This is a genomic window from Pseudochelatococcus sp. B33, assembly GCF_053570585.1.
In genome coordinates this window covers 164020-187798 of the sequence record NZ_JBSEFH010000004.1, presented here as the reverse complement: position 1 = coordinate 187798, position 23779 = coordinate 164020, and the positions used below count along the sequence as shown (strand labels likewise).

Genomic DNA, 23779 nt, shown 5'->3' with positions numbered 1-23779 from the left:
TCCACTCTTTCATCTCTATGATGACGGCCGGGTCGGTTTCAAGCCTGCGTCCTGGATCCCCGGTGCCCGCCTCGAAAAGATGGCCACGACCAGACGGTCTTGACTTGGAGTGCGCTCTAACCCGTAACTTCCCATGCGTCGTGACGAAGAAGGGTGCTCATGAAGATCGGCGAACTGGCGAAGCGTTCGGGATTGTCGGCCCACACCATCCGCTACTATGAACGGATCGGGCTGCTTCCCTACGCCGATCGGGACCGGTCGAGCCAGCGTGATTACGACGCGTCGATCCTGATCTGGATCGAGTTCCTCGGCCGCCTGAAGACAGCCGGGATGCCGATCCGGGAGATGCTGCACTATGCGGCCTTGCGGGAGCGCGGCGCCGGTACGGAGGCGGAGCGCCGCGCGCTGCTGGAGCAGCACCGGGAGCGCGTGCGCGTCCGCATCGCCGAGCTGCAAGCCTGCCTTCTCGTCCTCGATACCAAGATCGCCGGCTATGCCGGCCCGGACAAGAGGATGAAGGAATATGACGCAACTCCACCAGAGCGCCGGCGAAAGCCGGCTCGAACGCGGGCGGCGCGCGCTCGCTGACATCGACGGCGAGGCCGGCGGGAATGTCGTCGCCGCGCTCGCGGACATCGCCCCGGACTTCGCGACCTATCTGATCGAGTTTCCCTTCGGCGACATCTACAGCCGCCCCGGCCTCGACCTGCGCGCGCGGGAGATCGCCACCATCGCAGCCCTGACGGCGATGGGCAATGCCGCTCCGCAACTGAAGGTGCATATCGAAGCCGGCCTGAATGTCGGGCTTTCGCGCCAGGAGATCACCGAAATCATCATGCAGATGGCGGTCTATGCGGGCTTTCCGGCGGCGCTGAACGGCCTGTTCGCGGCAAAGGAAGTATTCGCGCACCGGGGAGGCGACGGAGAAGCCGCCGGTTGATCGTCACTCGTCGTTGGCGGCCCCGATCCCGAAACTGGCTTTGGCATCATCGCTCATCAACGCATACGACCATGTCGGTTCGTAGGTGAGACGAACCTCCACCCCGCCGACCCCGTCGACGGCGGCGGCGCAGGCGCGTGCGCCGTCGACCAGATAACCCGTGGCCGGGCAACCCGCCGTCGTGGTCGTCATGGTGATCGACACGGCGTCATCGTTACCGACCGCGATGTCGTAGACGAGCCCGAGATCCACGATATTATAGCCGAGTTCGGGATCGATCACGCCCCGCAGCGCTTCCCTCACTCTCGCGGCGAGCGGATTGGCCGTCGCGGCCGCCGCGTTGTCGCGTGCGCCTGCGACGCGCACGCGGATCTCGTAGGTGCCGCGATCGGGCGAGAAGCCCCCGCGCCATGCATGGCCGCGCTTCGCCAGTTCGGGAAAGAGGAACAGGGGCTCCCGGACGAGCAACGACGCCAGCACCTGGCCGGGCGCGAGCGTTTCGAGAGCGGCGAGAATGCGCACCATCGGCTCGGGCGGGTCGAGATCGCGGTTGTCGAGATACTGCACGGGTTCCGGCCAGTCCGCCTCCCCGGCCGCAGTCGGCACGCGCTGCCCTGCCTCACGCGCCTCTCCCGTGGGACGGAACAGCACCTCCCAGTCGCCGCCCGCGAGCTCCCTAGCCTCGTGGCTGAACCCCCGGACGCCGAGAACGTGGAACAGGGGCACGGGCTTGAAGGGAGCGTAAAGGCGCAGGCCCTGATCGGGCGCCAGCGACTCGATGGCTTCCATGATCTGCGCGAAGGGATCCTCGCCGGCGCGAAGGATCGGGCGGACGTCGAGATCGACGAGTGTCTGTGTCATGGTCACTGGCAGCCTCTCAGATGCGGACAGGCGATGAGCAGGTAAGGGCGGCGCACGCCGTCCAGCATGCGCTTTTCAGCGGCGACGTCCGACAGCAGACGCGCCCGCAGGAGTTGCGCGGCAATCCCGATCGTGGCGGCCATCATGACGCCGGCGGCGATCCTGAAGGCGGCGCCGTGCGCGCCCAGCAGCGCCAGCGTCGCGCCCCACGTCGCAAGATAGTAGAGGAGGAACCATTTGCGCGCGCGCGGCTCGACGACGAGATCCTGCACCCGGGGGGTCGGCGTCTTGCCGAGCACGGGGCCGTAGCACTCGAGCCAGGTGACGAACGCCACGATCTTGTAAAGCTTGGAAAGCCCCAGACCCGTGAGCCACCCGAACACGAAGAGAAAGGCCACCGCGCCGATCTGCTCCACGAAGCGGCCAAGAACGGCGAGGACCAGCGCCAGCACGACCGACGCCGCGAGGGAGATCAGGGCGATGGACGCCATCCTGCTGTTCAGCTCGATGACGCGGCGCTTGCGGGCGCGATAGATGCCGACCATGTCGGCGCCGTAGAGCGCCAGCGCAATGACGCCCAGCACGGCGCCGAACATCAGCACCGGCGCGAGAGGAAGGTCGAGGAGCACGGCAGCGACCCCGCCGCCCGCCGTGACGGCCAGCGCCGCCGTGCCGAGCCGGAAGACGGCGCGCGGCCGGGCGCCCTCCGGTTCCGGCGCGAGCATGAACATCGCCAGCAGCCGGTAGCTGACGCCCATCGCCGCGAATGTCAGCCAGCCGCCGATCCCGGCCGCGACGTGCAGCGCCAACCCGTTGCCGGCGATGGCGAGGAGCGTTTCGGAGGCGATCGGCATGGCGAAGGCGGCGCCGAACAGCGAGCCGAACGCAACCGTCACCCCAAGGGACAGCAGCGCCACCGCGACGAAACGCGCGGGCAGCGGCAGCGGCCTCGCCCGCCACAGCGTGCGGCCGAGATTGTAGAGCACGAGGGCGAAACCGGCCGCAAGCGACGTCGCGGCATAGGGGAGAAGGGACGGAACGGACGCGAGGCTTCCCGCCAGCTGCAGAAAGCCGGCGAGCAGCATGCCGAGACCGGCGAGCAGAAGCACCAGCGCCGGGAGCGCCAGCCTGTCGCTGTGGAGCGGGCGCGCGACGAGAACCGGGACGAACTGGAGCAGCGCGCCGCACATCAGCAGGCTGAGCCAGCCGACGACGGTGACGTGCACGAGAACGAGCGTCTCCGGCGCCCGGATCGCCGCCGCGGGAAAGCCGAATCCGGCGGCCATGAGGCCTTCGCCGAGAAGCAGCGCGGCAAGCGCTGCGGCGAAGTAGGACATGGTCCAGCGCGAGAGAGTGGCACCAAGCATGGCTTTCCCCGGTTGAGCGCGCTTTCCGGCGACATCGGACGCGTAAGCAGATATCTTATTTATATGGAGCGGCAGATCCGCTTCCGTTCGATCGTCCGTCGTTCGAATGTGCCAAGCATTGCCAATGATATCCCTGACCAAAGTCAAGAATATCCGGCTTATGCGCGCCATCGTTCCCGATGCGGGAGAGAACGGAAACGAAGCCCGCCAGAGCACGATCCGACTTTACGGGCTCGGCTCATGTTCTGACCATCGTCGATATCGGTCGAGTTCTTTACCACCGGATCATTCCATTTGACCGGCGGGCGCTCCGGCCGGCAGGCCGGGCATCTCGTGGATTGCGGCGTGCGCGGCGTTGCGGGCGCGCGCCACCCAGGCCGCCCCTTCCCGGCCGTGGTGAAAGCCGTTCGACAGCGGTACCGCCGGATAGACCTTGCGCAGGCGGGCGATACCCTCCTCCCCGTCGCATCGGCCTGTCAGGACATCGTCGTAGATGCGCGCGACCGCCGCCATGTCGCAGTCCTGGGGCGACAGCCGGAAGCGCGACAGGCCCGCCGCCGCCAGATCGCGCAGATCCTCCAGCAGCGACTGGCAGGTGTGCGAGACCGTCTGCACGCCGTTGAGCGCCAGGAACGGCTGCCCATCGAGTGTCCGCACCGGCAGACCATCGGGGTCCTCGCCGCAGACGAAGCGGCAATTGTCCTTGATGTTCCCCTTCGAGCGGGCATGAGCGCAGCGCGCGGAAATCGCCAGCGGCACGCGGCCGAAGGCGAAGATCTCGAAATCGATCCCCGGCGTATCCGCGACGATCCGGTGCACGGCGACGGCCGGCAGTTCCGGCGGCAGGCAGATGACGTCCGCCCCCCGCCCGGCCAGCAGGCGCGCCGTGGCGGCGTTGTAGACGTTCACCATCGGGCCGACGACATGCGGCCTGCCGTGCAGCATGCCGAGCGCCGCGAGATCGTTCGCCTCCACGGGGTGGGAGGCGTCATCGATCATGGCGCGCACGTAGCGGCTTTCCCTTTCCGCCGTCACCAGCGCCAGCGTGGACAGCACCACCCGCTTGCCGGCCCGCTCCAGCCGCCCGATGACCTCGGCGAGATACGGCTCGAAAAAATGCAGCCGCTTGGAGCAGACCGTCTCGCCGATGAACACGTGGCCCACCGGCGCTTCATCGGCGATGCGGCAATAGAAGTCGCGCCACTTGCCGCCTTCCCACAGATAGAGGACGGGACCGAGCGTCAATGTCGGCTGCGGGGTCGTCAAGGTCTCACCTCCAGCGTTTTTCGTAGGCGCCGGCGGTGGTGCGGTTGCCTTCGCTCAGGAGGCGCAGCCGGGCGAGTATCCGCCCGCGCTCCTCGGCGGAGGCGTCGAGCGCGCGGCGCAGGGTGGAAACGACCTCGGCCACATAGGCCTTGCCGCGCTGGCGGCCCTCGATCTTCAGCGCGCTCACGCCGGCGTCGCGCAGCCTGTCGATCTGGTCCATGACGTCGAGGGACACCGGGTCCTCGAAGGCGTAGCCGTCCTTGTCGCCGACGTTGAAGCGGCCCTTGCACAGGGTCGGATACCCGGCCGCCTCGCCGGCCGGGAACCGGTTGATCGTGTAGTCGCCGAGCACCGACACCAGTTCGTCGCCGTCGCGGCGGTACTGCACGTGGCTCGGGGGCGAGCAGACGCCGTTCATGTTCGGCGACTTGCCGGTGGCGTAGGACGACAGCGCGCATCGCCCCTCCGCCATGACGCACAGCCCGCCGAAGACGAAGATCTCGATCTCGCAGCGGATCTGGCGCGCGAGGCGGGCGATGTCGTCGATGGTCAGCGTGCGCGGCAGCACGACCCGTTTCGCACCGAAGGCGTCGACGAGAAAGTTGACCGCCTCGGCGTTCGAGGCGGAGGCCTGGACCGAGACATGGATCCGCTGCCCGGGCCAGGTTTCCGCGACATGGGCCATCAACCCGAAATCCGCGAGGATCAGCGCATCGGCGCCGGCCGCCACCGCGTCCGCCGCGGCGCGATACCAGATGTCCTCGTGTCCCGCCCGCATGAAGGTGTTGAGCGCCACCAGCGTCTTGACGCCATGGCCCCTGGCGTGGGCGATGGCGCCCGCCAGCTCCTCGCGCGTGAAGTTGAGGCCCGGGAAGTTGCGGGCGTTGGTCTCGTCGCGGAACCCGCAATAGACGGCATCCGCGCCGGCGTCGACCGCTTCCCGGAACGCAGCGGGCGTGCCGGCCGGGCAGATCAGCTCCATGAGGTGTTCTCCTCGGCAATATTCCCCTCGGCAAGGACGCGGCTTCGAACGGCGCTCGCCGCCCGGCTGACGAGCGGCGCGAACGGCCCCGCCATGGCGCCGAGGTCGTCCGGCAGGTCGATGTCGCTGTCGTCGAGCGCGTTGCGCAGCGCCAGCATCGCTTCCATGTCGCCGGTGACGGTGAGATCGCGCGAGAAGAACAGCGCGTCCGCATCCTGCCGCCCCTCCAGCAGCGCCAGCAGCATGAAGAACGGCCCCTCGACGGCGGCATCGGCCTCGGGATGCTCCGCCCCGCGGCAGACCGATACGGCGGGCCGCGCGGGCTCGACGAGAAAGGCCCATGGCAGATCGGTGGGCCGGAACGCATAGCGCTTCGCGCGGTGCTCGCCGAGCCGCGCGAACAGGCCCTCGTGCCGGCGCACGATCTGCGCCAGCATGACCGCCGCCGCCCGCCGCACCGCCGGCAGCGGCACGTATCGCATGAGTGTGGAGAAAGGGGTCGGGACCAGAATCATGACCGTTGCCGTCCTGCGAGTCGCCGAAGCAGCCTACGCCCCGGCCGCGTCAGCGTGTTTGCGCCGGCTCAAAGACAAGACCGTTTGCCCGGGCCACATCGCCCGGATGATGCATGACGACACCACGGCGACACGCCCCGTTGACCTGCAGGGGTTCATGAGCATGCTCGAACGGCGCGGCCGGCTCAGGCGGATCGCGCGCCCGGTTTCGCTCGTGCACGAGATCACCGAGATCCACCGCCGGGTTCTGGAAACCGGCGGGCCGGCGCTGCTGTTCGAGAAGCCGGTGGACGCCGCGGGCAAGGTGCATCGCATCCCGCTTCTGGCGAACCTGTTCGGCACGCGGGAGCGGATCGAATGGGGCCTTGGCATCGACCACGGCGGGCAATACAGCAGCCTTGCGGCGCTCGCCGCGATGCTCGCCGATCTGCGCGACCCGCGCCCGCCGCGCTCCATGGACGAGGCCTGCGGCCGGATGCCGATGCTGCGCGCCGCACTCGCCATGCGGCTGCGGCAGGTCGGCGGCGCGCCGGTCCAGCAGGTGGTGCTGCGCGGGGCGGACATCGACATGGGCAGCCTGCCGGTGCAATGGTGCTGGCCCGGCGAGCCCGCGCCGCTCGTCACCTGGCCGCTGGTGATCACCCGCTCGCCGGACGATCCGTCCGATATCAACGTCGGCGTCTACCGCATGCAGGTGCTGGGGCGGGACCGGCTGATCGTGCGCTGGCTGGCGCATCGCGGCGGCGCGCGCCACCATCGCCAGTGGCAGCGGCGGGGGCTCGACATGCCGGTCGCGGTGGCTGTCGGCGCCGATCCGGCGACGATCCTCGCCGCCGTCATGCCGCTGCCGGAAACCATCGGCGAGCTCGCCTTCGCCGGCCTGCTGCGCAAGGCGCGCACGCGCGTCGCTTCCGCCGTGACCGTTCCGCTGCCCGTGCCCGCCAACGCGGAAATCGTTCTGGAAGGCACCGTCTCGGCCACCGAAACGGCGGCGGAAGGCCCCTACGGCGACCATACCGGCTACTACAACGCGGTCGAGCGGTTTCCGGTCATGAGCCTGTCGGCGCTCACCATGCGGCGCACGCCTGTCTACCTCTCGACCTATACCGGACGGCCACCCGACGAGCCGTCCCGGCTGGGCGAGGCGATGCTGGACCTGTTCCTGCCGCTGGTGAAGCGCCAGTTCCCGGAGATCGCCGATCTGTGGATGCCGCCGGAGGCCTGTTCCTACCGCGCCATGGTGGTGTCCATCGACAAACGCTACCCCGGCCATGCGCGACGCATCATGATGGGCCTGTGGTCGATGCTGCCGCAATTCACCTACACCAAGCTGATCATCACGGTCGATCCGGATATCGACGTCCGCCAGTGGGAGGACGTCGTCTGGGCGCTGTCCACCCGCTTCGACGCCTCGCGCGACGTGACGATCATCGGCGATACCCCCGTCGACTACCTCGATTTCGCTTCCCCCCGGGAGGGGCTCGGCGGCAAGATGGGGCTTGACGCAACCCGCAAGATCGGCCCGGAGACGGACCGGGAATGGGGCCGCGTGCTGGCCATGACGCCGGAGGTGTCGCAGCGGGTCGATGCGCTGTGGAGCGAGCTCGGGCTCGGGGAGCGGCCGGGGGAGCGGCCATGAGTGCGATGCGGGTCGTCGTGGCGGTGACGGGCGCCTCCGGCGCGCCGGTCGCCGTGCGCATCGTCGAACGGCTGGCCGGGACGGCGCAGGTCGAAACGCATCTCGTCATCTCCCCGGCCGCGCAACGGACGATCGCGCACGAGGCCGGCGAGACGGCGCTGGAGCGGATGATGCGGCTTGCCGGCGTCAACCATGCGCCGGGCGACATCGGCGCCTCGATCGCCAGCGGCTCGCTGCCAACGGCGGGCATGATCGTCGCGCCCTGTTCCATGCGCACGCTCGGCGCGATCGCCCACGGCATCGCCGACAATCTCATCATCCGGGCGGCGGACGTGCATCTCAAGGAGCGCCGCAAGCTCGTGCTCGTGACGCGGGAGACCCCGCTGCATCTCGGGCATCTGCGCAACATGGTTGCCGTCACCGAGATGGGCGCCATCGTCATGCCGCCGGTTCCCGCCTTCTATCACCGGCCACAGAGCGTAGCAGAACTCGTCGACCACATCGCCGCCCGCGCCATCGACCAGCTCGGCCTGCCGTTCGGCCCCCTCGCCCGCGCGTGGCAGCCGCCGACCACCGCCGGCGCTTGAGACCGGGTAAGAGACGGAAATCCTCAGACGCAGCTGCGCCCGGTGCTCATGGGCCAGCGTTCCCTCTCGGCCTTGCCGAGGCCTTCCTCGACCAGCGGGGTGTGGTTGTCGATCCACGCCGTCGGCCGCGCGAGGCGCGAGAGCCGGTCGGTATTGGAGAGGCGCACGCGGTTGCCGTCGACGACGACGCCATAGGCATCGAGCTTGGCGAAGGCGCGCGAGAGGTTCTCGGGCGTCATGCCGAGGAGCGACGCCAGCACGCGCTTCTCGTGCGGAATGGTGACATCGATCCCGCCGCCCTGGCGCACCTGCAGCGTGACCAGATAATTCGCCAGCCGTTCAACGGCGCTGCGCAGCTTGAGATTCTTGACCGCACGCACCAGGCCCCGATAGCATCCCGACAACTCCTGCGACACGTCGAAGCAGAAGGTGGCGTCGCGCTGCATGCCGCGACGCAAGGCATTGCCGGGTATCATCAGGATTTCGGAACGGTCGAGCGTCGTCGCGCCCATCAGCGCCGTGGTGTCGAGCACGACGGCGGCCAGAATGAAGGTGGACACGGGCCGCAGCACGGCCAGCGTGGTCTCCTTCTCCTTCCAGGTGCCCTGAAGCTCGACCTGCCCGTCGAGCAGCACATAGAGAAAATCGACCGGATCGCCCTCGAGCAGCAGCGTCGTCCCCGCCGGAAAGCGCTGCAGGAAGGCTCCGCCCGTAACCTCCTTGAAGGTCTCGGCATTTGCCCCGGCGAAAAGAGGCAACGCCTTGACACGCTCCATGTCCGTCATACGCATGGCTGTGAATGGCTGCTTCGCGGTTCGTCGGCCTACAGGGTATGGCTTGATTTCCATCAAGCATCGCAACCGTATCGATATTATTAGAACATGTCAAAATATGCGTCATGAACTGGCGTTGTTCCGATGGCCGCTTAACAAAAAACGCCGCCCGCAAGATCACGATCAAGTTTAGATGGATTCTGGACCATGGTCACGACGGCGCTTGATTGCGGTCAAGTCCGATTGCCGCCCTTCGGGTGATGGTGCCGGCTGATGGACAGATTCCGGGTGGCCGGCGGGCATGCTCCCGCCGGTGCCACGCCGGAGACAAGTCCGCGAGGGAGCCATCATGACCACATTGGACCAGCCGGCTCAGGGTGCCCGTTCCGCATTGTGGATGAGCACCACGGCCTTTACGGCGTGCTTCGCCGTCTGGACGATTTTCTCGATCATCGGCATCGACATCCAGCGCCAACTCGGCCTCAGCGAGACCGAGTTCGGCCTGCTCGTCGGCACGCCCATTCTGACCGGTTCGCTCATCCGCCTCGTTCTCGGCGTGTGGACGGATCAGTTCGGCGGCCGCGTCATGCAGCTCATCGTGATGCTGTCGGCGGCGGTCGCGACCTTTCTGCTGGCCTATGCGCAAACCTATTGGCAGTTCCTGATCGCGGCGCTCGGCATCGGCATCGCCGGCGGCTCCTTCACCGTCTCCACGACCTATGTATCGAAGTTCTTCCCCGCCCGCCTGCAGGGAACGGCGCTCGGCATCGTCGGCGCCGGCAACGTCGGCGCGGCCGTCACCAAGTTCCTGGCGCCCGTCGTCATGGTCGCCTTCGGCTGGAACGTCGTCGCCCAGGTCTGGGCTGTGGCGCTCGCGGTCGTCGGCATCATCACCTTCCTCACCACCCGCGACGATCCCGATCTCGCCGAGCGCCGGCGCACCGGCGCGAAGCCGCGCCCCTTCGCCGAGCAGTTCGCGCCGCTGAAGAACATCCAGGTCTGGCGGTTCTCGCTCTATTACTTCTTTGTCTTCGGGGCGTTCGTGGCGCTGTCGCTGTGGCTGCCGCGCTATCTCGTCGCCAACTATCATTTCGACGTCAAGACAGCCGGCCTCGTCGCCGCCGCCTATTCCGTTCCCGCCTCGCTGTTCCGCATCTACGGCGGGCACCTGGCCGACAGGGTGGGCGCACGCAAGGTCATGTACTGGACGTTCTCCGTCTCCGTCGTCACCACGTTCCTGCTGTCCTATCCGCCCACGACCTACGTCGTGGACGGCATCCGCGGACCGATCGATTTCCGCATCGAGACGGGGCCCGTGGCCTTCGTCGTCATCATCTTCGTGCTGGGCTTCTTCATGAGCCTGGGCAAGGCCGCGGTCTACAAGCACATCCCGATCTACTACCCGAAGGATATGGGGGCGGTCGGCGGGCTCGTCGGCATGATCGGCGGCCTCGGCGGCTTCATCCTGCCCATCGTCTTCGGCCTGTTGAACGATCTGACCGGCATCGCGCAGAGCTGCTTCATGCTGCTGTTCCTGATCGCCACCGTTTCGCTCGTCTGGATGCATGTCGCCATCCGCCAGATGGAGGCCGAAGCCGCGGGCGTCCCCGCCCGCGATCTGCCCGCCCTGCCGGAGATGCAGCCGATCCACACCGCCGCGACCGCCGGCGCGCTCAAGGGCGCGGTCATCGAGGACTGGCGGCCGGACGATCCGGTGTTCTGGGAGGAAACCGGCAGGAGGATCGCCACCCGCAACCTGTGGATATCGATCTCGGCGCTGTTCCTGTCGTTCGCGGTGTGGATGGTGTGGTCGGTGGTGGTGTCGCAGCTGCCGCGCATCGGCTTCGATCTCACCACCAACCAGCTCTTCTGGCTCGCCGCCGTGCCCGGCCTGTCGGGGGCGACGCTGCGCATCTTCTACAGCTTCATGGTGCCGATCTTCGGCGGGCGGCTGTGGACGACCCTGTCGACGTGGTCGCTGATCCTGCCGGCGCTCGGCATCGGCTTTGCGGTGCAGAACCCCGAGACGCCCTACTGGATCCTGCTGCTGCTCGCGCTGCTGTGCGGCTTCGGCGGCGGCAACTTCGCCTCGTCGATGGCCAATATCGGCTTCTTCTTCCCGCGCTCGCAGAAGGGCAACGCGCTGGCGCTCAATGCCGGGCTCGGGAATCTGGGCGTCAGCGCCATGCAGTTCCTGGTGCCGATCGCCATCACCTTCGCGGTGTTCGGCAGCCTCGGCGGCGCGCCGCAGACCATCGTCAGTGACGGCGAGACCACGACGCTGTTCCTGCAGAACGCGGGGTTCATCTGGGTGCCGTTCATCATCGCCTCGGCGTTCGCGGCGTGGTTCGGCATGAACGACCTCGCCGCCGCCAAGGCCTCTTTCGCCGAGCAGGCGGTGATCTTCCGGCGCACCCACAACTGGATCATGTGCTGGCTCTACACCGGCACGTTCGGCTCGTTCATCGGCTTTTCCGCCGCCTTCCCGCTGCTGTCGCGCATCCAGTTCCCGGAGGTGAACGCGCTGCAGCTCGCCTTCCTTGGCCCGCTCGTCGGCGCGCTCGCGCGCTCGTTCAGCGGCGGGCTCGCCGACCGGGTCGGCGGCGCGAAGGTCACGCTCGGCGTGTTCGCCGCCATGTCGGTGGGCATCGTCGGGGTCATCTGGTTTGCCGGCATGGGGTCGTTCACGGGCTTTTTCGCCAGCTTCATCCTGCTGTTCATCGGCAGCGGCGTCGGCAACGCCTCCACCTTCCAGATGATCCCGGTGATCATGCGCAAGGAGGTGGCGCGTCTCGAGCCGCACCTGTCGCGGGAGGAGGCCGTGCAGGAGGCGGCGCGCGAGAGCGCCGCGATCACCGGCTTCACCTCCGCGATCGCGGCCTATGGCGCATTCTTCATCCCGATGGGCTTCGGCCTCTCCCTCTCGTCCGCGGGCACCGCCGTGCCGGCGCTCGCCATCTTCCTGGTGTTCTACATCTCGTGCCTGGCGATCACCTGGTTCGTCTACGCGCGCCCCGGCGGGCTGCTGCACGATGAGGAGAACCGGCCCAGACCCGGCACACCGACACCCCATCCCGGCCCGCTGACGGCGCACTGACAAGGAGCTCCACAATGAGCCATACCCTCGATCGCCTGCTGTTCTTCACCCGCAAGACGGAGACTTTCTCCAACAAGCACGGGGTGCTGACCAACGACGACCGCTCGTGGGAGGAGGCATACCGCAACCGCTGGCGGCACGACAAGATCGTGCGCTCCACCCACGGCGTGAACTGCACCGGCTCCTGCTCGTGGAAGATCTACGTCAAGGGCGGCATCGTCACCTGGGAGACGCAGCAGACCGACTACCCGCGCACCCGCCCCGACCTGCCCAACCACGAGCCGCGCGGCTGCTCGCGCGGGGCGAGCTACAGCTGGTATCTCTATTCCGCCAACCGGGTGAAGTACCCGCTCATCCGCTCCCGCCTGCTGCGGCTGTGGCGCGAGGCGCGCGCCACGCGCACGCCCGTCGCCGCCTGGGCCTCCATTCAGGAGGACGCCGCGAAGCGCAAGGATTATATCGAGGTGCGCGGCGCCGGCGGCTTCGTGCGCGCGCATTGGGAGGAGCTGACCGAGATCATCGGCGCGGCCAACGCCTACACCATCAGGAAATACGGCCCGGACCGCGTGTTCGGCTTCTCGCCCATCCCGGCGATGTCGATGATCTCGTATGCGGCGGGCGCGCGCTACCTGCAGCTGATCGGCGGCGTCTGCGGCTCGTTCTACGACTGGTACTGCGACCTGCCGCCCGCCTCGCCGCAGACGTGGGGCGAGCAGACGGACGTGGCCGAGAGCGCCGACTGGTACAATTCGAGCTTCCTCATCCTGTGGGGCTCGAACGTGCCGCAGACCCGCACGCCGGACGCGCATTTCTATACGGAGACGCGCTATCGCGGCGCGAAATCGGTCGTCATCTGCCCGGACTATTCCGAGGCGTCGAAGTTCGCCGACCTGTGGATCGCCGTCAAGCAGGGCACGGACGCGGCGCTCGGCATGGCCTTCGGCCACGTCATCCTGAAGGAGTTCCACGTCGACCGGCAGGTGCCCTATTTCCGCGAATACGTGCGCCAATACAGCGACCTGCCGCTGCTGGTGCGGCTCGTGCCCAGGGACGGCAGCTATGTGCCGGACCGCCTCCTGCGCGCCTGCGACTTCACCGACGATCTCGGCGAGGCCAACAATCCGGACTGGAAGACCGTCGCCATCGACGAGGTCTCGGGCCGCATCGTCGTGCCCAACGGCTCCATCGGCTTCCGCTGGGGCGAGGACGGCAAGTGGAACCTCGAACGCGCGGCCGCAGGCGAGGCCGTCACGCTGCGCCTCGGGCTCAAGGGCGTGCATGACGCGGTGGCGGGCGTGCGCTTCCCCTATTTCGGCGGCACGGCGAGCAACGGCTTCGCCGCCACCGACCACCCCGACGTGCTCACCCGCAACGTGCCGGTGAAGCGCCTCGCCTTGAGGGACGGCGAGGCGCTGGTGGCGAGCGTCTACGACCTGTTCCTGGCCAATTACGGCGTCGATCAGGGTTTGGGCGGCGATCACATGCCCGCTTCCTACGACGACGTCGCGCCCTATTCCCCCGCCTGGGCGGAGGCGATCACATCCGTGCCGCGCGACCAGATCATCGCCACCGCGCGCGGCTTCGCCACCAATGCCGAGAAGACGAACGGCAAGTCGATGATCATCATCGGCGCGGCGATGAACCACTGGTACCACATGGACATGAACTACCGCGCCGCCATCAACATGCTGGTGCTGTGCGGCTGCGTCGGCCAGTCGGGCGGCGGCTGGTCGCACTACGTGGGGCAGGAGAAGCTGCGCCCGCAAACCGGCTGGGTGCCGCTCGCCTTCGCCACCGACTGGGCGCGCCCGCCGCGCCAGCAGAACTCGACCTCGTTCTTCTACGCCCACACCGACCAGTGGCGCTACGAGACGGTGGCGACGAGCGAGATCCTGTCGCCCACCGCGCCGGACGGCGACTGGGCCGGCGCGTTCATCGACTACAACGCGAAGTCCGAGCGTCTCGGCTGGCTGCCCTCGGCGCCGGCGCTGAAGACCAACCCGCTCGACGTCGCCAGGGCCGCCGCCGCCGAGGGCGTCCCTGGCGGCGAATACGTGGCACGCGAGTTGAAGGCCGGGCGGCTCGACATGTCGTGCATGGACCCCGACCATCCGCAGAACTGGCCGCGCAACATGTTCGTCTGGCGCTCGAACCTGCTCGGCTCCTCCGGCAAGGGGCACGAATATTTCCTCAAGCACCTGCTCGGCGCCTCCCATGGCGTGCAGGGCAAGGATCTCGGCGAGGCGGGGCGCGAGAAGCCGCGCGACGTCGCATGGCGCGACGAGGCCCCGCAGGGCAAGCTCGACCTCCTGGTGACGCTCGACTTCCGCATGTCGACGACCGCCGTCTATTCCGACATCGTGCTGCCGACGGCGACGTGGTACGAGAAGAACGACCTCAACACCTCCGACATGCATCCCTTCATTCACCCGCTCGGCGCGGCGGTGGATCCGGCGTGGGAGGCGCGCTCGGACTGGGAGATCTTCAAGTCCATCGCCAGGGCGTTCTCGGCCGTCGCGCCGGAGGTGCTGGGCAAGGAGCAGGACGTGGTGCTCACCCCCATCCAGCACGACAGCCCCGGCGAACTCGCCCAATCGCTCGACGTGCGCGACTGGTACAGGGGCGAGTGCGAGCCCATCCCCGGCAAGACCATGCCGGCGGTCGCCGTCGTCGAGCGCGACTATCCCAACGTCTACAAGCGCTTCACCTCGGTCGGCCCGCTGATGGCCAAGGTCGGCAACGGCGGCAAGGGCATCGCCTGGCGGACGGAGCACGAGGTCGATCTGCTGAAGGCGCTCAACGGCGAGGTGCTGGAGGAAGGCCCGACGAAGGGCCTCGCGAAGATCGATACCGACATCGACGCCTGCGAGGTTGTGCTGATGCTCGCGCCCGAGACCAACGGCGAGGTGGCGGTGAAGGCATGGCAGGCGCTCGGCAAGCTCACCGGGCGCGATCACACCCATCTCGCGGACCCCAAGGAAGACGAGAAGATCCGTTTTCGCGATATCGTCGCCCAGCCGCGCAAGATCATCACCTCGCCGATCTGGTCGGGCATCGAGAGCGAGCACGTGTGCTACACGGCGGGCTACACCAACGTCCACGAGCTGATCCCGTGGCGCACCATCAGCGGCCGCCAGCAGCTCTATCAGGACCATCCGTGGATGCGGGCCTTCGGCGAGGCGCTCGTCGTCTACCGGCCGCCGGTCGATCTCAAGACAACCCACGTCAAGGGACTCAAACCCAACGGCGAAACCGAGATCATCCTCAACTTCATCACACCCCACCAGAAATGGGGCATCCACTCCACCTACACCGACAACCTCCTGATGCTCACCCTCAACCGGGGCGGGCCGGTGGTGTGGATCTCCGAAACCGATGCGGCGAAGGCCGGCATCAGGGACAACGACTGGGTGGAGGCGTTCAACGCCAACGGCGCGCTCACGGCGCGTGCCGTGGTGTCGCAGCGCATCCGCGAGGGGACGATATTCATGTACCACGCGCAGGAGAAGATCGTTAACACGCCCGGTTCCGAGATCACCGGCCAGCGCGGCGGCATCCACAATTCGGTGACCCGCACCATCCTCAAGCCCACGCACATGATCGGCGGCTACGCCCAGCTCGCCTACAGCTTCAACTACTACGGCACCGTCGGCTCCAACCGCGACGAGTTCGTCGTCCTGCGCAAGATGAAGACGATCGACTGGCTCGAGGAGCCGCTGACCACGGGGGAATCGGTTGCAGATAAGGAGCTCACCCGATGAAGATCCGCGCGCAAATCGCCATGGTCCTCAATCTGGACAAGTGCATCGGCTGCCACACCTGTTCCGTCACCTGCAAGAACGTGTGGACCAACCGCGACGGCGTCGAATACGCCTGGTTCAACAACGTCGAGACCAAGCCCGGCATCGGCTATCCCAAGGACTGGGAGAACCAGAAGCGCTGGAACGGCGGCTGGCGGCGGCGCAGGAACGGCCGCATCGAGCCGCGCATGGGCGCCAAATGGCGCATCCTGTCCAAGATCTTCGCCAATCCCGACCTGCCGGAGATCGACGATTATTACGAGCCGTTCGACTTCGACTACGCCCACCTGCAGACCGCGCCGGAGCTGAAGGCGTTCCCCACCGCCCGGCCGCGCTCGAAGATCACCGGCGAGCGTATCGAGAAGATCGAATGGGGGCCGAACTGGGAGGAGATCCTCGGCGGCGAGTTCGAGAAGCGGGCCAGGGACTACAATTTCGACGGCATAGAGACCGAAATCTACGGCGCCTATGAAAACACCTTCATGATGTATCTGCCGCGCCTGTGCGAGCACTGCCTCAACCCGACCTGCGTCGCCGCCTGCCCGTCGGGCGCGATCTACAAGCGGGAGGAGGACGGCATCGTCCTCATCGACCAGGACAAGTGCCGGGGCTGGCGCATGTGCGTGTCCGCCTGTCCCTACAAGAAGATCTACTACAACTGGGACTCCGGCAAATCCGAGAAATGCACCCTGTGCTATCCGCGCATCGAGGTGGGGCAGCCGACCGTCTGCTCGGAAACCTGCGTGGGGCGCATCCGCTATCTCGGCGTCCTCCTCTACGACGCCGACCGCATCGAGGAAGCCGCCTCCGCCGAGAAGGAGCAGGACCTCTACGAGGCGCAGCTCGGCCTGTTCCTCGATCCCGACGATCCCGCCGTCATCAGGCAGGCGCGCGCCGACGGCATTGCCGAGGCGTGGCTCGAGGCCGCGCGCCGCAGCCCGGTCTACAAGATGGCGATCGACTGGAAGATCGCCTTCCCGTTGCATCCCGAGTACCGCACGCTGCCCATGGTGTGGTACGTGCCCCCGCTCTCGCCCATCCAGTCGGCGGCCGCCGCCGGCGTGCTGGAGATGGACGGCGAGATGCCGGACGTCAAAAGCCTGCGCATCCCGGTGCGTTACCTCGCCAACCTGCTGACCGCCGGCAAGGAAGCGCCCATCGAACTGGCATTGCGGCGCATGCTCGCCATGCGCGCCTTCATGCGCGCCAAGACCGTCGAGGGCGTCATCGACCATCCGGCGGCCGAACGGGTGCAGCTCACCGCGGCGCAGATCGAGGAGATGTACCGCTATCTCGCCATCGCCAATTACGAGGACCGGTTCGTGATCCCCACCGTGCACCGCGAGACCAGCGAGGACGCCTTCGACCTGCGTGGCGATTGCGGCTTCACCTTCGGCAACGGCTGCGGCCCGGGCAATTCCGACGTCGGACTGTTCGGCAAGCCGAAGCACCAGCACGGCCACACTCCGGCCGACACCCCGGTGGAGGCATGACCATGGCGCGACCGCTCCCCTCCCCCCGAACCTACCGGGCGCTGGCCGCCTTCCTGTGCTACCCTACGGAGGACACCCAGATGTCCGTCCCGGCGGTCATGGACGTCCTCCGCACCGAAAGCGGCCTGCCGGACCATCTCGTTGCGGCGCTGGACAGGCTCGCGGGCGAACTCGCGGCCGGCGACCTCCTCACCCTGCAGGAGCGCTACGTCAAGCTGTTCGACCGCACCCGCTCGCTGTCGCTCAACCTCTACGAGCACGTCCACGGCGAGAGCCGCGAGCGCGGGCAGGCGATGGCGGCGCTCAATGCCCTCTACCGTTCGCGCGGGCTCGAACCGTCGTCGCAGGAGCTGCCGGACTACCTGCCGGTGTTCCTCGATTTCCTCGCCACCCGCCCGGCGGGCGAGGCGGCCCCGCTGCTCGCCGAGGCGGCGCATGTGCTGGAGGCGCTGGCGGAGCGGCTGAAGAAGCGCGCCAGCCCCTACCGGGCGGTGTTCGGCGCGCTCACCGCGCTCGCCGGCGAGCGCGCCGACCGGGAGGCGCTGCGCGCACTGCTCGCCGAACCCGACGAGGACCCCGACGACCTCGACCAGGTCGACAGGGCATGGATGGACGAGCCGGTCAATTTCGGCCCCGGCGAGGCCGGCTGTCCGAAGGCCGACAGCTTCATCCGCCAGATGAACAAGGGAGTGTGAGACATGGCCGCAGAACCCATCACTGCCGCCGGCGACATCGGCTGGATCACGCAGGCGGTGTTCGGCTACTATCCCTATATCGCGCTGACGACGCTTGCCGTCGGCTCGATCGTCCGCTTCGACCGCGAGCAATACACCTGGCGCTCCGGCTCGTCCCAGCTCCTGCGCCGCAAGCAGCTCGTCTGGGGATCGACGCTGTTCCACTTAGGGATTCTCGTCGTCTTCTTCGGCCACTTCGTCGGCCTGCTGACGCCCATTCAGGTGTTCGACTTCATCGGCATCGGCCACGGCCAGAAGCAGGTGCTCGCCATCGTCGTGGGCGGCGTCGCGGGCATCGCCTGCATGGTGGGGGCGCTGATGCTGCTGCACCGGCGGCTGTTCGATCCGCGCATCCGCCAGACGTCGTCGTTCTCCGACATCGCCATCCTCATCCTGCTGACGGCGCAGCTCGCGCTGGGGCTCCTGACCATCCCGGTGTCGCTGCGGCACCTCGACGGCGGCGAGATGGTGAAGTTCATGCTCTGGGCGCAGGGTATCTTCAGCCTCCGCCCCGGTGCCGCCGCCTACGTCGCGGATGCGCACTGGATCTTCAAGGCGCACCTCTTCATCGGCCTCACCATCCTGCTGGTGTTTCCGTTCACCCGCCTCGTGCACATGCTCTCCGCGCCGGTCTGGTATCTCAACCGGCGCGGCTGGCAACTCGTGCGCACCCGCCGCGATCTCGGCAAGGCGAGACATCCGGAGCCCGCGGAATGAGAAGCGTCCCCTGCATCGTCATGGACGGCGTCGAGATTCCGGAGGCGCTGATCGCAGCGGAAGCGCAGCACCATCCCGCCCGGAGCGCGAAGGCGGCGCGCGAGGCCGCCGCCCGGGCGCTCGCCGCCCGCGCCCTGCTATTGGCGCGGGCGCGGGAACTCGGGCTTTCGCCGATACCGGAACGGGATGACGAAGGCCGCGAGGAAACGGCGGAGGAGGCGCTGATCCGCGCCGTTCTCAGCCGCGAGGTGGAGGTGGAACCGGCCGACAGCGCCGCCTGCCTGCGCTTCTACGAGGCCCACCGCGACAGCTTCCGCGCGCCCGACCTCTACGACGCGGCCCACATCCTGTTCGCGCCCGACCGCGACGCCGACGACGCGCACGGGGCTCTCCACGACGCCCGCCTGCGCGCCGAAGCGGCGTTGCAGCGCCTTGCCCGCGAGCCGGAGGCCTTCGCCGACATCGCCCGTGACGCGTCCGACTGTCCCACCGGCAAGGCGGGCGGGCATCTCGGGCAGATGCAGACCGGCGACCTCGACCAGGCGGTCGAGGCGGTGCTCGCCGCGCTCGACGAGGGCGAGATCGCGCCGGTGCCCGTGCGTTCGCGCTACGGCTGGCACATCCTGCGGCTGGACCGGCGGGTGCGCGGCGCGGTGCTGCCTTTCGCCCATGTCCATGAGACCATCCGGCTCCATCTCGACAGCCGGGCGTGGGTGCGTGCCGCCGGCCGCTACGCGCGGGAGCTCGCGGACCGCGCCCAGGGCAAGGGCATCGTCGCCTCGCTCACCGACGAGGGCGCGGTGGCCAAGCCGACGCTGACGCTCGGGCAGGTGCTGGGCGCGGACGCCGCCACGCTGACGCGGTTCGAGGCATGGCTTGCCGGTGCCGATCCCGACCTGCTCGCCCGCGCGCGCAGTCTCGCGCAAGCGGAGGGCGCGGACGTGGCCGGCTTCGTGCAGCGCGAGGCGCGCGCTTTCGTCGCAGGCGCCGGCGACGAGGCATGGACGTCGCTGATATCGGCCGCCCGGAACGGCTCCGACCCGGTACTCGCCGCCCTGCGCTTCATGTTGCGCAGCAAGCTGGTGCCGCCGAGGCGCACGCGCACCGTGATCCGGACGACGTGAGCGCGGGCCGCGCCGGCCGCATTCCGTCTGCGCGCCCTGGGCGGAGGATGCCGGCATCCGTCCGCACGTGTATGATGGCGCTCGCACATCGCGGGGCAGCAGCCGAACTGGAGGGCATGTCATGAAAGTCAGCGCGCGCAACATACTCGAAGGCACGATCGTCGAAATCGTGAAAGGCGCGACCACCGCCCATGTGCGGATCGACGTCGGCGGCAAGATCATCACCTCGTCCATCACCAACGAAGCCGTGGACGATCTGAAACTGCAAGTCGGCCAGCACGCCTACGCCATCATCAAGGCCTCCGACGTCATCGTCGGAACGGATTGAGCCGCGCACGGCGGCGTGTCATATGGCGAGGACGGAGACTTCCTCGCCCGCGGGCAACGGGCCGGCGTCGGCCGCGCGCCGGATGAGGACGTCGCTCGCGCCCAGCGCCGCCTGCGCGCTCGAATCCTGATTGCCGACGAAAACCGCGCCGCCCTCGCGCAGTTGCCCGCGGTAGAAGGTCTCGCGGCCGCCCACTTCCGGCGCGTTCTCGCCGAGGCGCGCCTGCCGCCATTGCCATGCGACGGCCGGCGCCCGTCCCGACAGTCCCGCCAGCAGCGGGGCGAGAAAGAGCCGCGCCGTCACCAGCGCCGAGCCCGGATTGCCGGGCAGCCCCACGACGATGCGCCCCTGCGCGCGGCCGAGCCACACGGGTTTCCCCGGCTTGATGGCCACCTTCGAGAACACGTATTCCAGCCCGTGGCGGCGAAACATGTCGCGCGCGTAGTCGCGCTCGCCCACGGAAGCGCCGCCCGACACGACGACGATGTCGCTGTCCGCCAGCGCCTTGTCCGCCGCCTCTTCGAGCGCCTCGATAACGTCCGCGACGCGATGGCGCCGGACGACCACGCCGCCATGGGCTTCAGCCAGCGCCGCGACGCCGATCGACACGCTGTCGGGGACCGCCCCCAGCCGCTGATGCGCGGTGCCCGGAACCGCGAGTTCGTCGCCCGTGGCGAGGATGGCGACGCGCGGCCGGCGCACCGCCCACACCTCGCCGACATCGGCGCCGGCGGCGGCGATCAGCGCCTGGGGCGTGAGCACGATGCCGGTCGGCAGGACCGTCTCGCCGGCGAAGAAGTCCGAACCGGCGGCGCGGATGTGCCGCCCGCCCGACGGCGGCCGGCTGAAGACGGCGAGCCCGTTCGACTGGCTGACCTCCTCCTGGATAACGACGCGGTCGAAACCGGGCGGCACCTGCGCACCGGTAAAGATCCGCACGCACGCGCCCGCCCCGGCGCGGCCGGCGAACGGCCGTCCGGCACGGGATTCGCCGGCGATCCGCAGCTCGACCGGTGCGCGGGCGACATCCTCGTCGCGCACGGCATAGCCGTCCATGGCGGACGTGGGAGCAACCGGCGTCGTCCGCGATGCGACGACGGGCCGGGCGAGAACGCGGCCGGCCGCCTGTTCGACCGGCACCTGCTCCGCCTCGAGGGGCGTCGCCTGCTGCCGGACAAGTGTGACGGCTTCGTCGTATGAAATCATGTCGCTGCCTGCCAATCGTCCCAACGCCCGCCGGATCTCGGCACGAGGCGCACATCGCCGCAACGCACGGCCTTGATCCTCATAGCAGGGCGGAGACCGGGACGGCTTGTCGGCAATCAAGCGCACCTATGATACAGCTCAAACGACCCCGGACGGTACAAGATTTAGCATTTAGCGCAGCGTGCGGAGCAGGGGGCGGACGAGGCCCGTCCACCCCGCATCGGGAACAGCATTCGTCCACGCCGGAGTTCAAAGCCAATGAGCGACCACAATCACCACGCCGGGCACGGCGACCACCATCACGGCCATGCGCACGCCCCTCACCATGCCGGCGCCGCTGCCGCAGGCGCCACGCATGCCGCCCACGGCGGCCACGACCATGCCGCCATGATCGCGGATTTCCGGCGCCGTTTCTGGGTGTCGCTGGTGCTGACGCCGCCCGTCCTTTTCCTGTCGCCCATGATCCGGCACTGGTTCGGGCTCGGCGAGGCATCGCCGTTTCCGGGCAGCGACTGGGTGCTCTTCGCCCTGTCGACCATCGTCTACGTCTATGGCGGACGGCCGTTCCTGACCGGCTTCACGTCCGAATTGCGCGACCGGCAGCCCGGCATGATGACGCTCATCGCGCTGGCGATTTCCGCCGCCTATTTCTACTCCGCCGCCGTCACCTTCGGCCTGCCCGGCGAAGCCTTCTACTGGGAGCTGGTGACGCTGATCGCCATCATGCTGCTCGGCCACTGGCTTGAGATGCGCTCGGTGATGGGCGCGTCGCGCGCGCTGGAGGAACTCGTCAGGCTGCTGCCCGATACGGCGACGATCCTCGACGCGGACGGCACGACGCGGGAGGTTCCGGTCACGGCTCTGAAGGCGGGCGAGCGCGTTCTCGTCCGCCCGGGCGGCAGGGTCCCGGTGGACGGCAGGATCGTCGAGGGCGCGACGTCGTTCAACGAGGCGATGCTCACCGGCGAGTCGCGGCCCGTGTCCAAGGCGCGCGGCGACAACGCCATCGGCGGCGCGATCAACGGCGCGGGTTCGGTCACGATCGAGGTCACCGCCACGGGGGACGACACCTATCTCTCGCAGGTCATCAATCTGGTGCGGGAAGCGCAGGCGAGCCGCTCGCGCACGCAGGACCTCGCCAACCGCGCCGCCGCGTGGCTGACCTATATCGCACTCGGGGCGGGTCTCGGCACGCTCGTCGTCTGGCTCTCGCTCGGCCAGTCCTTCGCCTTCGCCGTCGAGCGCATGGTCACCGTGATGGTGATCGCCTGCCCGCATGCGCTCGGGCTTGCCGTTCCGCTCGTGGTGGCGGTGAGCACGTCGCTCAGCGCCGGCAACGGCCTGCTGATCCGCGACCGCGCCGCCTTCGAGCGCGCGCGCCATCTCGATGCCGTGGTGTTCGACAAGACCGGCACCCTCACCGAGGGCCGGTTCGGCGTCAGCGATATCGTGCTGCTGGCGGGGGATGACGAGGCGACGGAACTGCGCTACGCCGCCGCCGCCGAGAGCCGGTCGGAGCATCCCATCGCCCAGGGCATCGTCACCGAGGCGAAGCGGCGCGGGCTCGACCTGCCGCAGGCAAGCGACGTGCAGAACCTCACCGGCGAGGGCATAGCGGCAACGGTGGAGGGCGAGGAGGTGCGCATCGTCAGCCCCGGCCACCTCGCCCGCCAGGGCAAACCGGTCGGCGGCAACACCGTCGCGTCGCTGGAGAGGCACGGCAAGACGGTCGTCGTGCTGGTGCGCGGCGGCGAGCCGCGCGCGCTCATCGCACTGGCGGATATCGTGCGCCCGGAGTCGCGCGACGCCGTGGCGGAATTGAAGCGGCTCGGCGTACAGCCCTTCATGCTGACCGGCGATGCCGCAGGGGTTGCGAAAAGGGTTTCGAAGGAGCTCGGCATCGCCGACTATTTCGCGCAGGTCCTGCCCGATCAGAAGTCGGCAAGGATCAAGGAGCTTCAGGCGCGCGGCCTGCGGGTCGCGATGGTCGGCGACGGCGTCAACGACGCGCCCGCCCTGGTGCAGGCCGATCTCGGCGTCGCCATAGGCGCGGGCACCGACGTGGCCGTGGAATCGGCCGACGTCGTTCTCGTCCGCAGCGATCCCCGCGACGTGGCGGCGATCCTCGGCCTGTCGCGCGCCACCTACCGCAAGATGGTGCAGAACCTGATCTGGGCGACCGCCTACAACGCGTTCGCCATTCCGATGGCGGCGGGCATCACCTTCGGCACCGGCTTCCTGATGACGCCGGCGGTCGGCGCGGTCTTCATGTCGGCGAGCACCATCATCGTCGCGATCAACGCGCAGTTGCTCAAGTTCTACCGCACCGGGACGTGAGGAGCGGCTAACG

General features: G+C 68.3%; 18 protein-coding genes and 2 pseudogenes. 12 read left to right on the top strand and 8 right to left on the bottom strand.

Annotation, left to right across the window (positions count from 1 at the left end; genetic code table 11):
- Window positions 1-159 precede the first annotated feature (159 nt).
- Complete coding sequence (locus ACUSIJ_RS05790) at window positions 160-588, top strand: MerR family transcriptional regulator (RefSeq protein ID WP_449307429.1); 429 nt, start codon at window positions 160-162, stop codon at window positions 586-588.
- A complete protein-coding gene (locus ACUSIJ_RS05785; protein WP_449307428.1) occupies window positions 524-940 on the top strand; it encodes a carboxymuconolactone decarboxylase family protein in 417 nt (138 codons plus the stop codon). The genes ACUSIJ_RS05790 and ACUSIJ_RS05785 overlap by 65 nt, the downstream gene beginning before the upstream one ends.
- Window positions 941-943: 3 nt before the next feature.
- On the opposite strand, the pseudogene ACUSIJ_RS05780 reads toward ACUSIJ_RS05785, so the two are convergent.
- The 6 genes and pseudogenes from ACUSIJ_RS05780 to ubiT all read right to left on the bottom strand — a co-directional run.
- A pseudogene (locus ACUSIJ_RS05780) lies at window positions 944-1237 on the bottom strand (metal-sulfur cluster assembly factor); the annotation flags it as partial.
- 36 nt (window positions 1238-1273) lie between these two features.
- Window positions 1274-1801: pseudogene (locus tag ACUSIJ_RS05775) on the bottom strand (DUF2249 domain-containing protein); the annotation flags it as partial.
- A 2-nt stretch (window positions 1802-1803) separates the two neighbouring features.
- Complete coding sequence (locus ACUSIJ_RS05770) at window positions 1804-3168, bottom strand: hypothetical protein (RefSeq protein ID WP_449307427.1); 1365 nt, start codon at window positions 3166-3168, stop codon at window positions 1804-1806.
- A 285-nt stretch (window positions 3169-3453) separates the two neighbouring features.
- Window positions 3454-4434, bottom strand: a complete 981-nt coding sequence (gene ubiV / locus ACUSIJ_RS05765; protein WP_449307426.1) for a ubiquinone anaerobic biosynthesis protein UbiV — start codon at window positions 4432-4434, stop codon at window positions 3454-3456.
- A gap of 4 nt (window positions 4435-4438) precedes the next feature.
- Window positions 4439-5416 carry a ubiquinone anaerobic biosynthesis protein UbiU gene (ubiU, locus tag ACUSIJ_RS05760; RefSeq protein WP_449307425.1) on the bottom strand — a complete coding sequence of 326 codons (978 nt, stop codon included), beginning with the start codon at window positions 5414-5416 and terminating at the stop codon, window positions 4439-4441.
- Complete coding sequence (gene ubiT / locus ACUSIJ_RS05755; RefSeq protein ID WP_449307424.1) at window positions 5407-5931, bottom strand: ubiquinone anaerobic biosynthesis accessory factor UbiT; 525 nt, start codon at window positions 5929-5931, stop codon at window positions 5407-5409. The genes ubiU and ubiT overlap by 10 nt, the downstream gene beginning before the upstream one ends.
- A 109-nt stretch (window positions 5932-6040) precedes the next feature.
- Between ubiT and ACUSIJ_RS05750 the strand changes: the two genes are divergently transcribed.
- Complete coding sequence (locus ACUSIJ_RS05750; protein WP_449307542.1) at window positions 6041-7570, top strand: UbiD family decarboxylase; 1530 nt, start codon at window positions 6041-6043, stop codon at window positions 7568-7570.
- Window positions 7567-8157, top strand: coding sequence for a UbiX family flavin prenyltransferase (locus ACUSIJ_RS05745; protein WP_449307423.1), 591 nt, complete (start codon window positions 7567-7569; stop codon window positions 8155-8157). Before ACUSIJ_RS05750 ends, ACUSIJ_RS05745 begins: the two co-directional genes overlap by 4 nt.
- Before the next feature lie 23 nt (window positions 8158-8180).
- On the opposite strand, the gene ftrB is transcribed toward ACUSIJ_RS05745, so the two are convergent.
- Complete coding sequence (gene ftrB / locus ACUSIJ_RS05740; protein WP_449307422.1) at window positions 8181-8948, bottom strand: transcriptional activator FtrB; 768 nt, start codon at window positions 8946-8948, stop codon at window positions 8181-8183.
- Between the two features lie 331 nt (window positions 8949-9279).
- Between ftrB and ACUSIJ_RS05735 the strand changes: the two genes are divergently transcribed.
- From ACUSIJ_RS05735 to ACUSIJ_RS05705, 7 genes are all read left to right on the top strand, one after another.
- Entirely contained in the window at window positions 9280-12027 is a 2748-nt protein-coding gene (locus ACUSIJ_RS05735; RefSeq protein WP_449307421.1) for a nitrate/nitrite transporter, read from the top strand.
- 14 nt (window positions 12028-12041) lie between these two features.
- Complete coding sequence (locus tag ACUSIJ_RS05730; protein WP_449307420.1) at window positions 12042-15788, top strand: nitrate reductase subunit alpha; 3747 nt, start codon at window positions 12042-12044, stop codon at window positions 15786-15788.
- On the top strand, window positions 15785-17320 hold the full coding sequence (gene narH / locus ACUSIJ_RS05725) for a nitrate reductase subunit beta (RefSeq protein ID WP_449307419.1): 1536 nt from the start codon (window positions 15785-15787) through the stop codon (window positions 17318-17320). The genes ACUSIJ_RS05730 and narH overlap by 4 nt, the downstream gene beginning before the upstream one ends.
- A gap of 2 nt (window positions 17321-17322) precedes the next feature.
- The gene (gene narJ, locus ACUSIJ_RS05720) at window positions 17323-18015 is read left to right on the top strand and encodes a nitrate reductase molybdenum cofactor assembly chaperone (RefSeq protein ID WP_449307418.1); all 693 of its coding nucleotides are present in this window, start codon (window positions 17323-17325) and stop codon (window positions 18013-18015) included.
- Window positions 18016-18018: 3 nt separating this feature from the next.
- A complete protein-coding gene (gene narI, locus ACUSIJ_RS05715) occupies window positions 18019-18771 on the top strand; it encodes a respiratory nitrate reductase subunit gamma (protein WP_449307417.1) in 753 nt (250 codons plus the stop codon).
- Window positions 18768-19895 carry a peptidylprolyl isomerase gene (locus tag ACUSIJ_RS05710; RefSeq protein WP_449307416.1) on the top strand — a complete coding sequence of 376 codons (1128 nt, stop codon included), beginning with the start codon at window positions 18768-18770 and terminating at the stop codon, window positions 19893-19895. The genes narI and ACUSIJ_RS05710 overlap by 4 nt, the downstream gene beginning before the upstream one ends.
- A 121-nt stretch (window positions 19896-20016) precedes the next feature.
- Complete coding sequence (locus ACUSIJ_RS05705; protein ID WP_449307415.1) at window positions 20017-20223, top strand: TOBE domain-containing protein; 207 nt, start codon at window positions 20017-20019, stop codon at window positions 20221-20223.
- A gap of 18 nt (window positions 20224-20241) precedes the next feature.
- On the opposite strand, the gene ACUSIJ_RS05700 is transcribed toward ACUSIJ_RS05705, so the two are convergent.
- The gene (locus tag ACUSIJ_RS05700; protein ID WP_449307414.1) at window positions 20242-21429 is read right to left on the bottom strand and encodes a molybdopterin molybdotransferase MoeA; all 1188 of its coding nucleotides are present in this window, start codon (window positions 21427-21429) and stop codon (window positions 20242-20244) included.
- 258 nt (window positions 21430-21687) lie between these two features.
- On the opposite strand from ACUSIJ_RS05700, the gene ACUSIJ_RS05695 reads away from it, so the two are divergent.
- On the top strand, window positions 21688-23766 hold the full coding sequence (locus ACUSIJ_RS05695; RefSeq protein WP_449307413.1) for a heavy metal translocating P-type ATPase: 2079 nt from the start codon (window positions 21688-21690) through the stop codon (window positions 23764-23766).
- Window positions 23767-23779 lie beyond the last annotated feature (13 nt).

Bases quoted from the DNA above. Each gene is read 5' to 3' on its own strand.
- ACUSIJ_RS05790 (WP_449307429.1), top strand. From the start codon at position 160: ATGAAGATCGGCGAACTGGCGAAGCGTTCGGGATTGTCGGCCCACACC.
- ACUSIJ_RS05785 (WP_449307428.1), top strand. From the start codon at position 524: ATGACGCAACTCCACCAGAGCGCCGGCGAAAGCCGGCTCGAACGCGGG.
- ACUSIJ_RS05770 (WP_449307427.1), bottom strand. From the start codon at position 3,168: ATGCTTGGTGCCACTCTCTCGCGCTGGACCATGTCCTACTTCGCCGCA.
- ubiU (WP_449307425.1), bottom strand. From the start codon at position 5,416: ATGGAGCTGATCTGCCCGGCCGGCACGCCCGCTGCGTTCCGGGAAGCG.
- ubiT (WP_449307424.1), bottom strand. From the start codon at position 5,931: ATGATTCTGGTCCCGACCCCTTTCTCCACACTCATGCGATACGTGCCG.
- ACUSIJ_RS05750 (WP_449307542.1), top strand. From the start codon at position 6,041: ATGCATGACGACACCACGGCGACACGCCCCGTTGACCTGCAGGGGTTC.
- ACUSIJ_RS05745 (WP_449307423.1), top strand. From the start codon at position 7,567: ATGAGTGCGATGCGGGTCGTCGTGGCGGTGACGGGCGCCTCCGGCGCG.
- ftrB (WP_449307422.1), bottom strand. From the start codon at position 8,948: ATGCGTATGACGGACATGGAGCGTGTCAAGGCGTTGCCTCTTTTCGCC.
- ACUSIJ_RS05735 (WP_449307421.1), top strand. From the start codon at position 9,280: ATGACCACATTGGACCAGCCGGCTCAGGGTGCCCGTTCCGCATTGTGG.
- ACUSIJ_RS05730 (WP_449307420.1), top strand. From the start codon at position 12,042: ATGAGCCATACCCTCGATCGCCTGCTGTTCTTCACCCGCAAGACGGAG.
- narH (WP_449307419.1), top strand. From the start codon at position 15,785: ATGAAGATCCGCGCGCAAATCGCCATGGTCCTCAATCTGGACAAGTGC.
- narJ (WP_449307418.1), top strand. From the start codon at position 17,323: ATGGCGCGACCGCTCCCCTCCCCCCGAACCTACCGGGCGCTGGCCGCC.
- narI (WP_449307417.1), top strand. From the start codon at position 18,019: ATGGCCGCAGAACCCATCACTGCCGCCGGCGACATCGGCTGGATCACG.
- ACUSIJ_RS05710 (WP_449307416.1), top strand. From the start codon at position 18,768: ATGAGAAGCGTCCCCTGCATCGTCATGGACGGCGTCGAGATTCCGGAG.
- ACUSIJ_RS05705 (WP_449307415.1), top strand. From the start codon at position 20,017: ATGAAAGTCAGCGCGCGCAACATACTCGAAGGCACGATCGTCGAAATC.
- ACUSIJ_RS05700 (WP_449307414.1), bottom strand. From the start codon at position 21,429: ATGATTTCATACGACGAAGCCGTCACACTTGTCCGGCAGCAGGCGACG.
- ACUSIJ_RS05695 (WP_449307413.1), top strand. From the start codon at position 21,688: ATGAGCGACCACAATCACCACGCCGGGCACGGCGACCACCATCACGGC.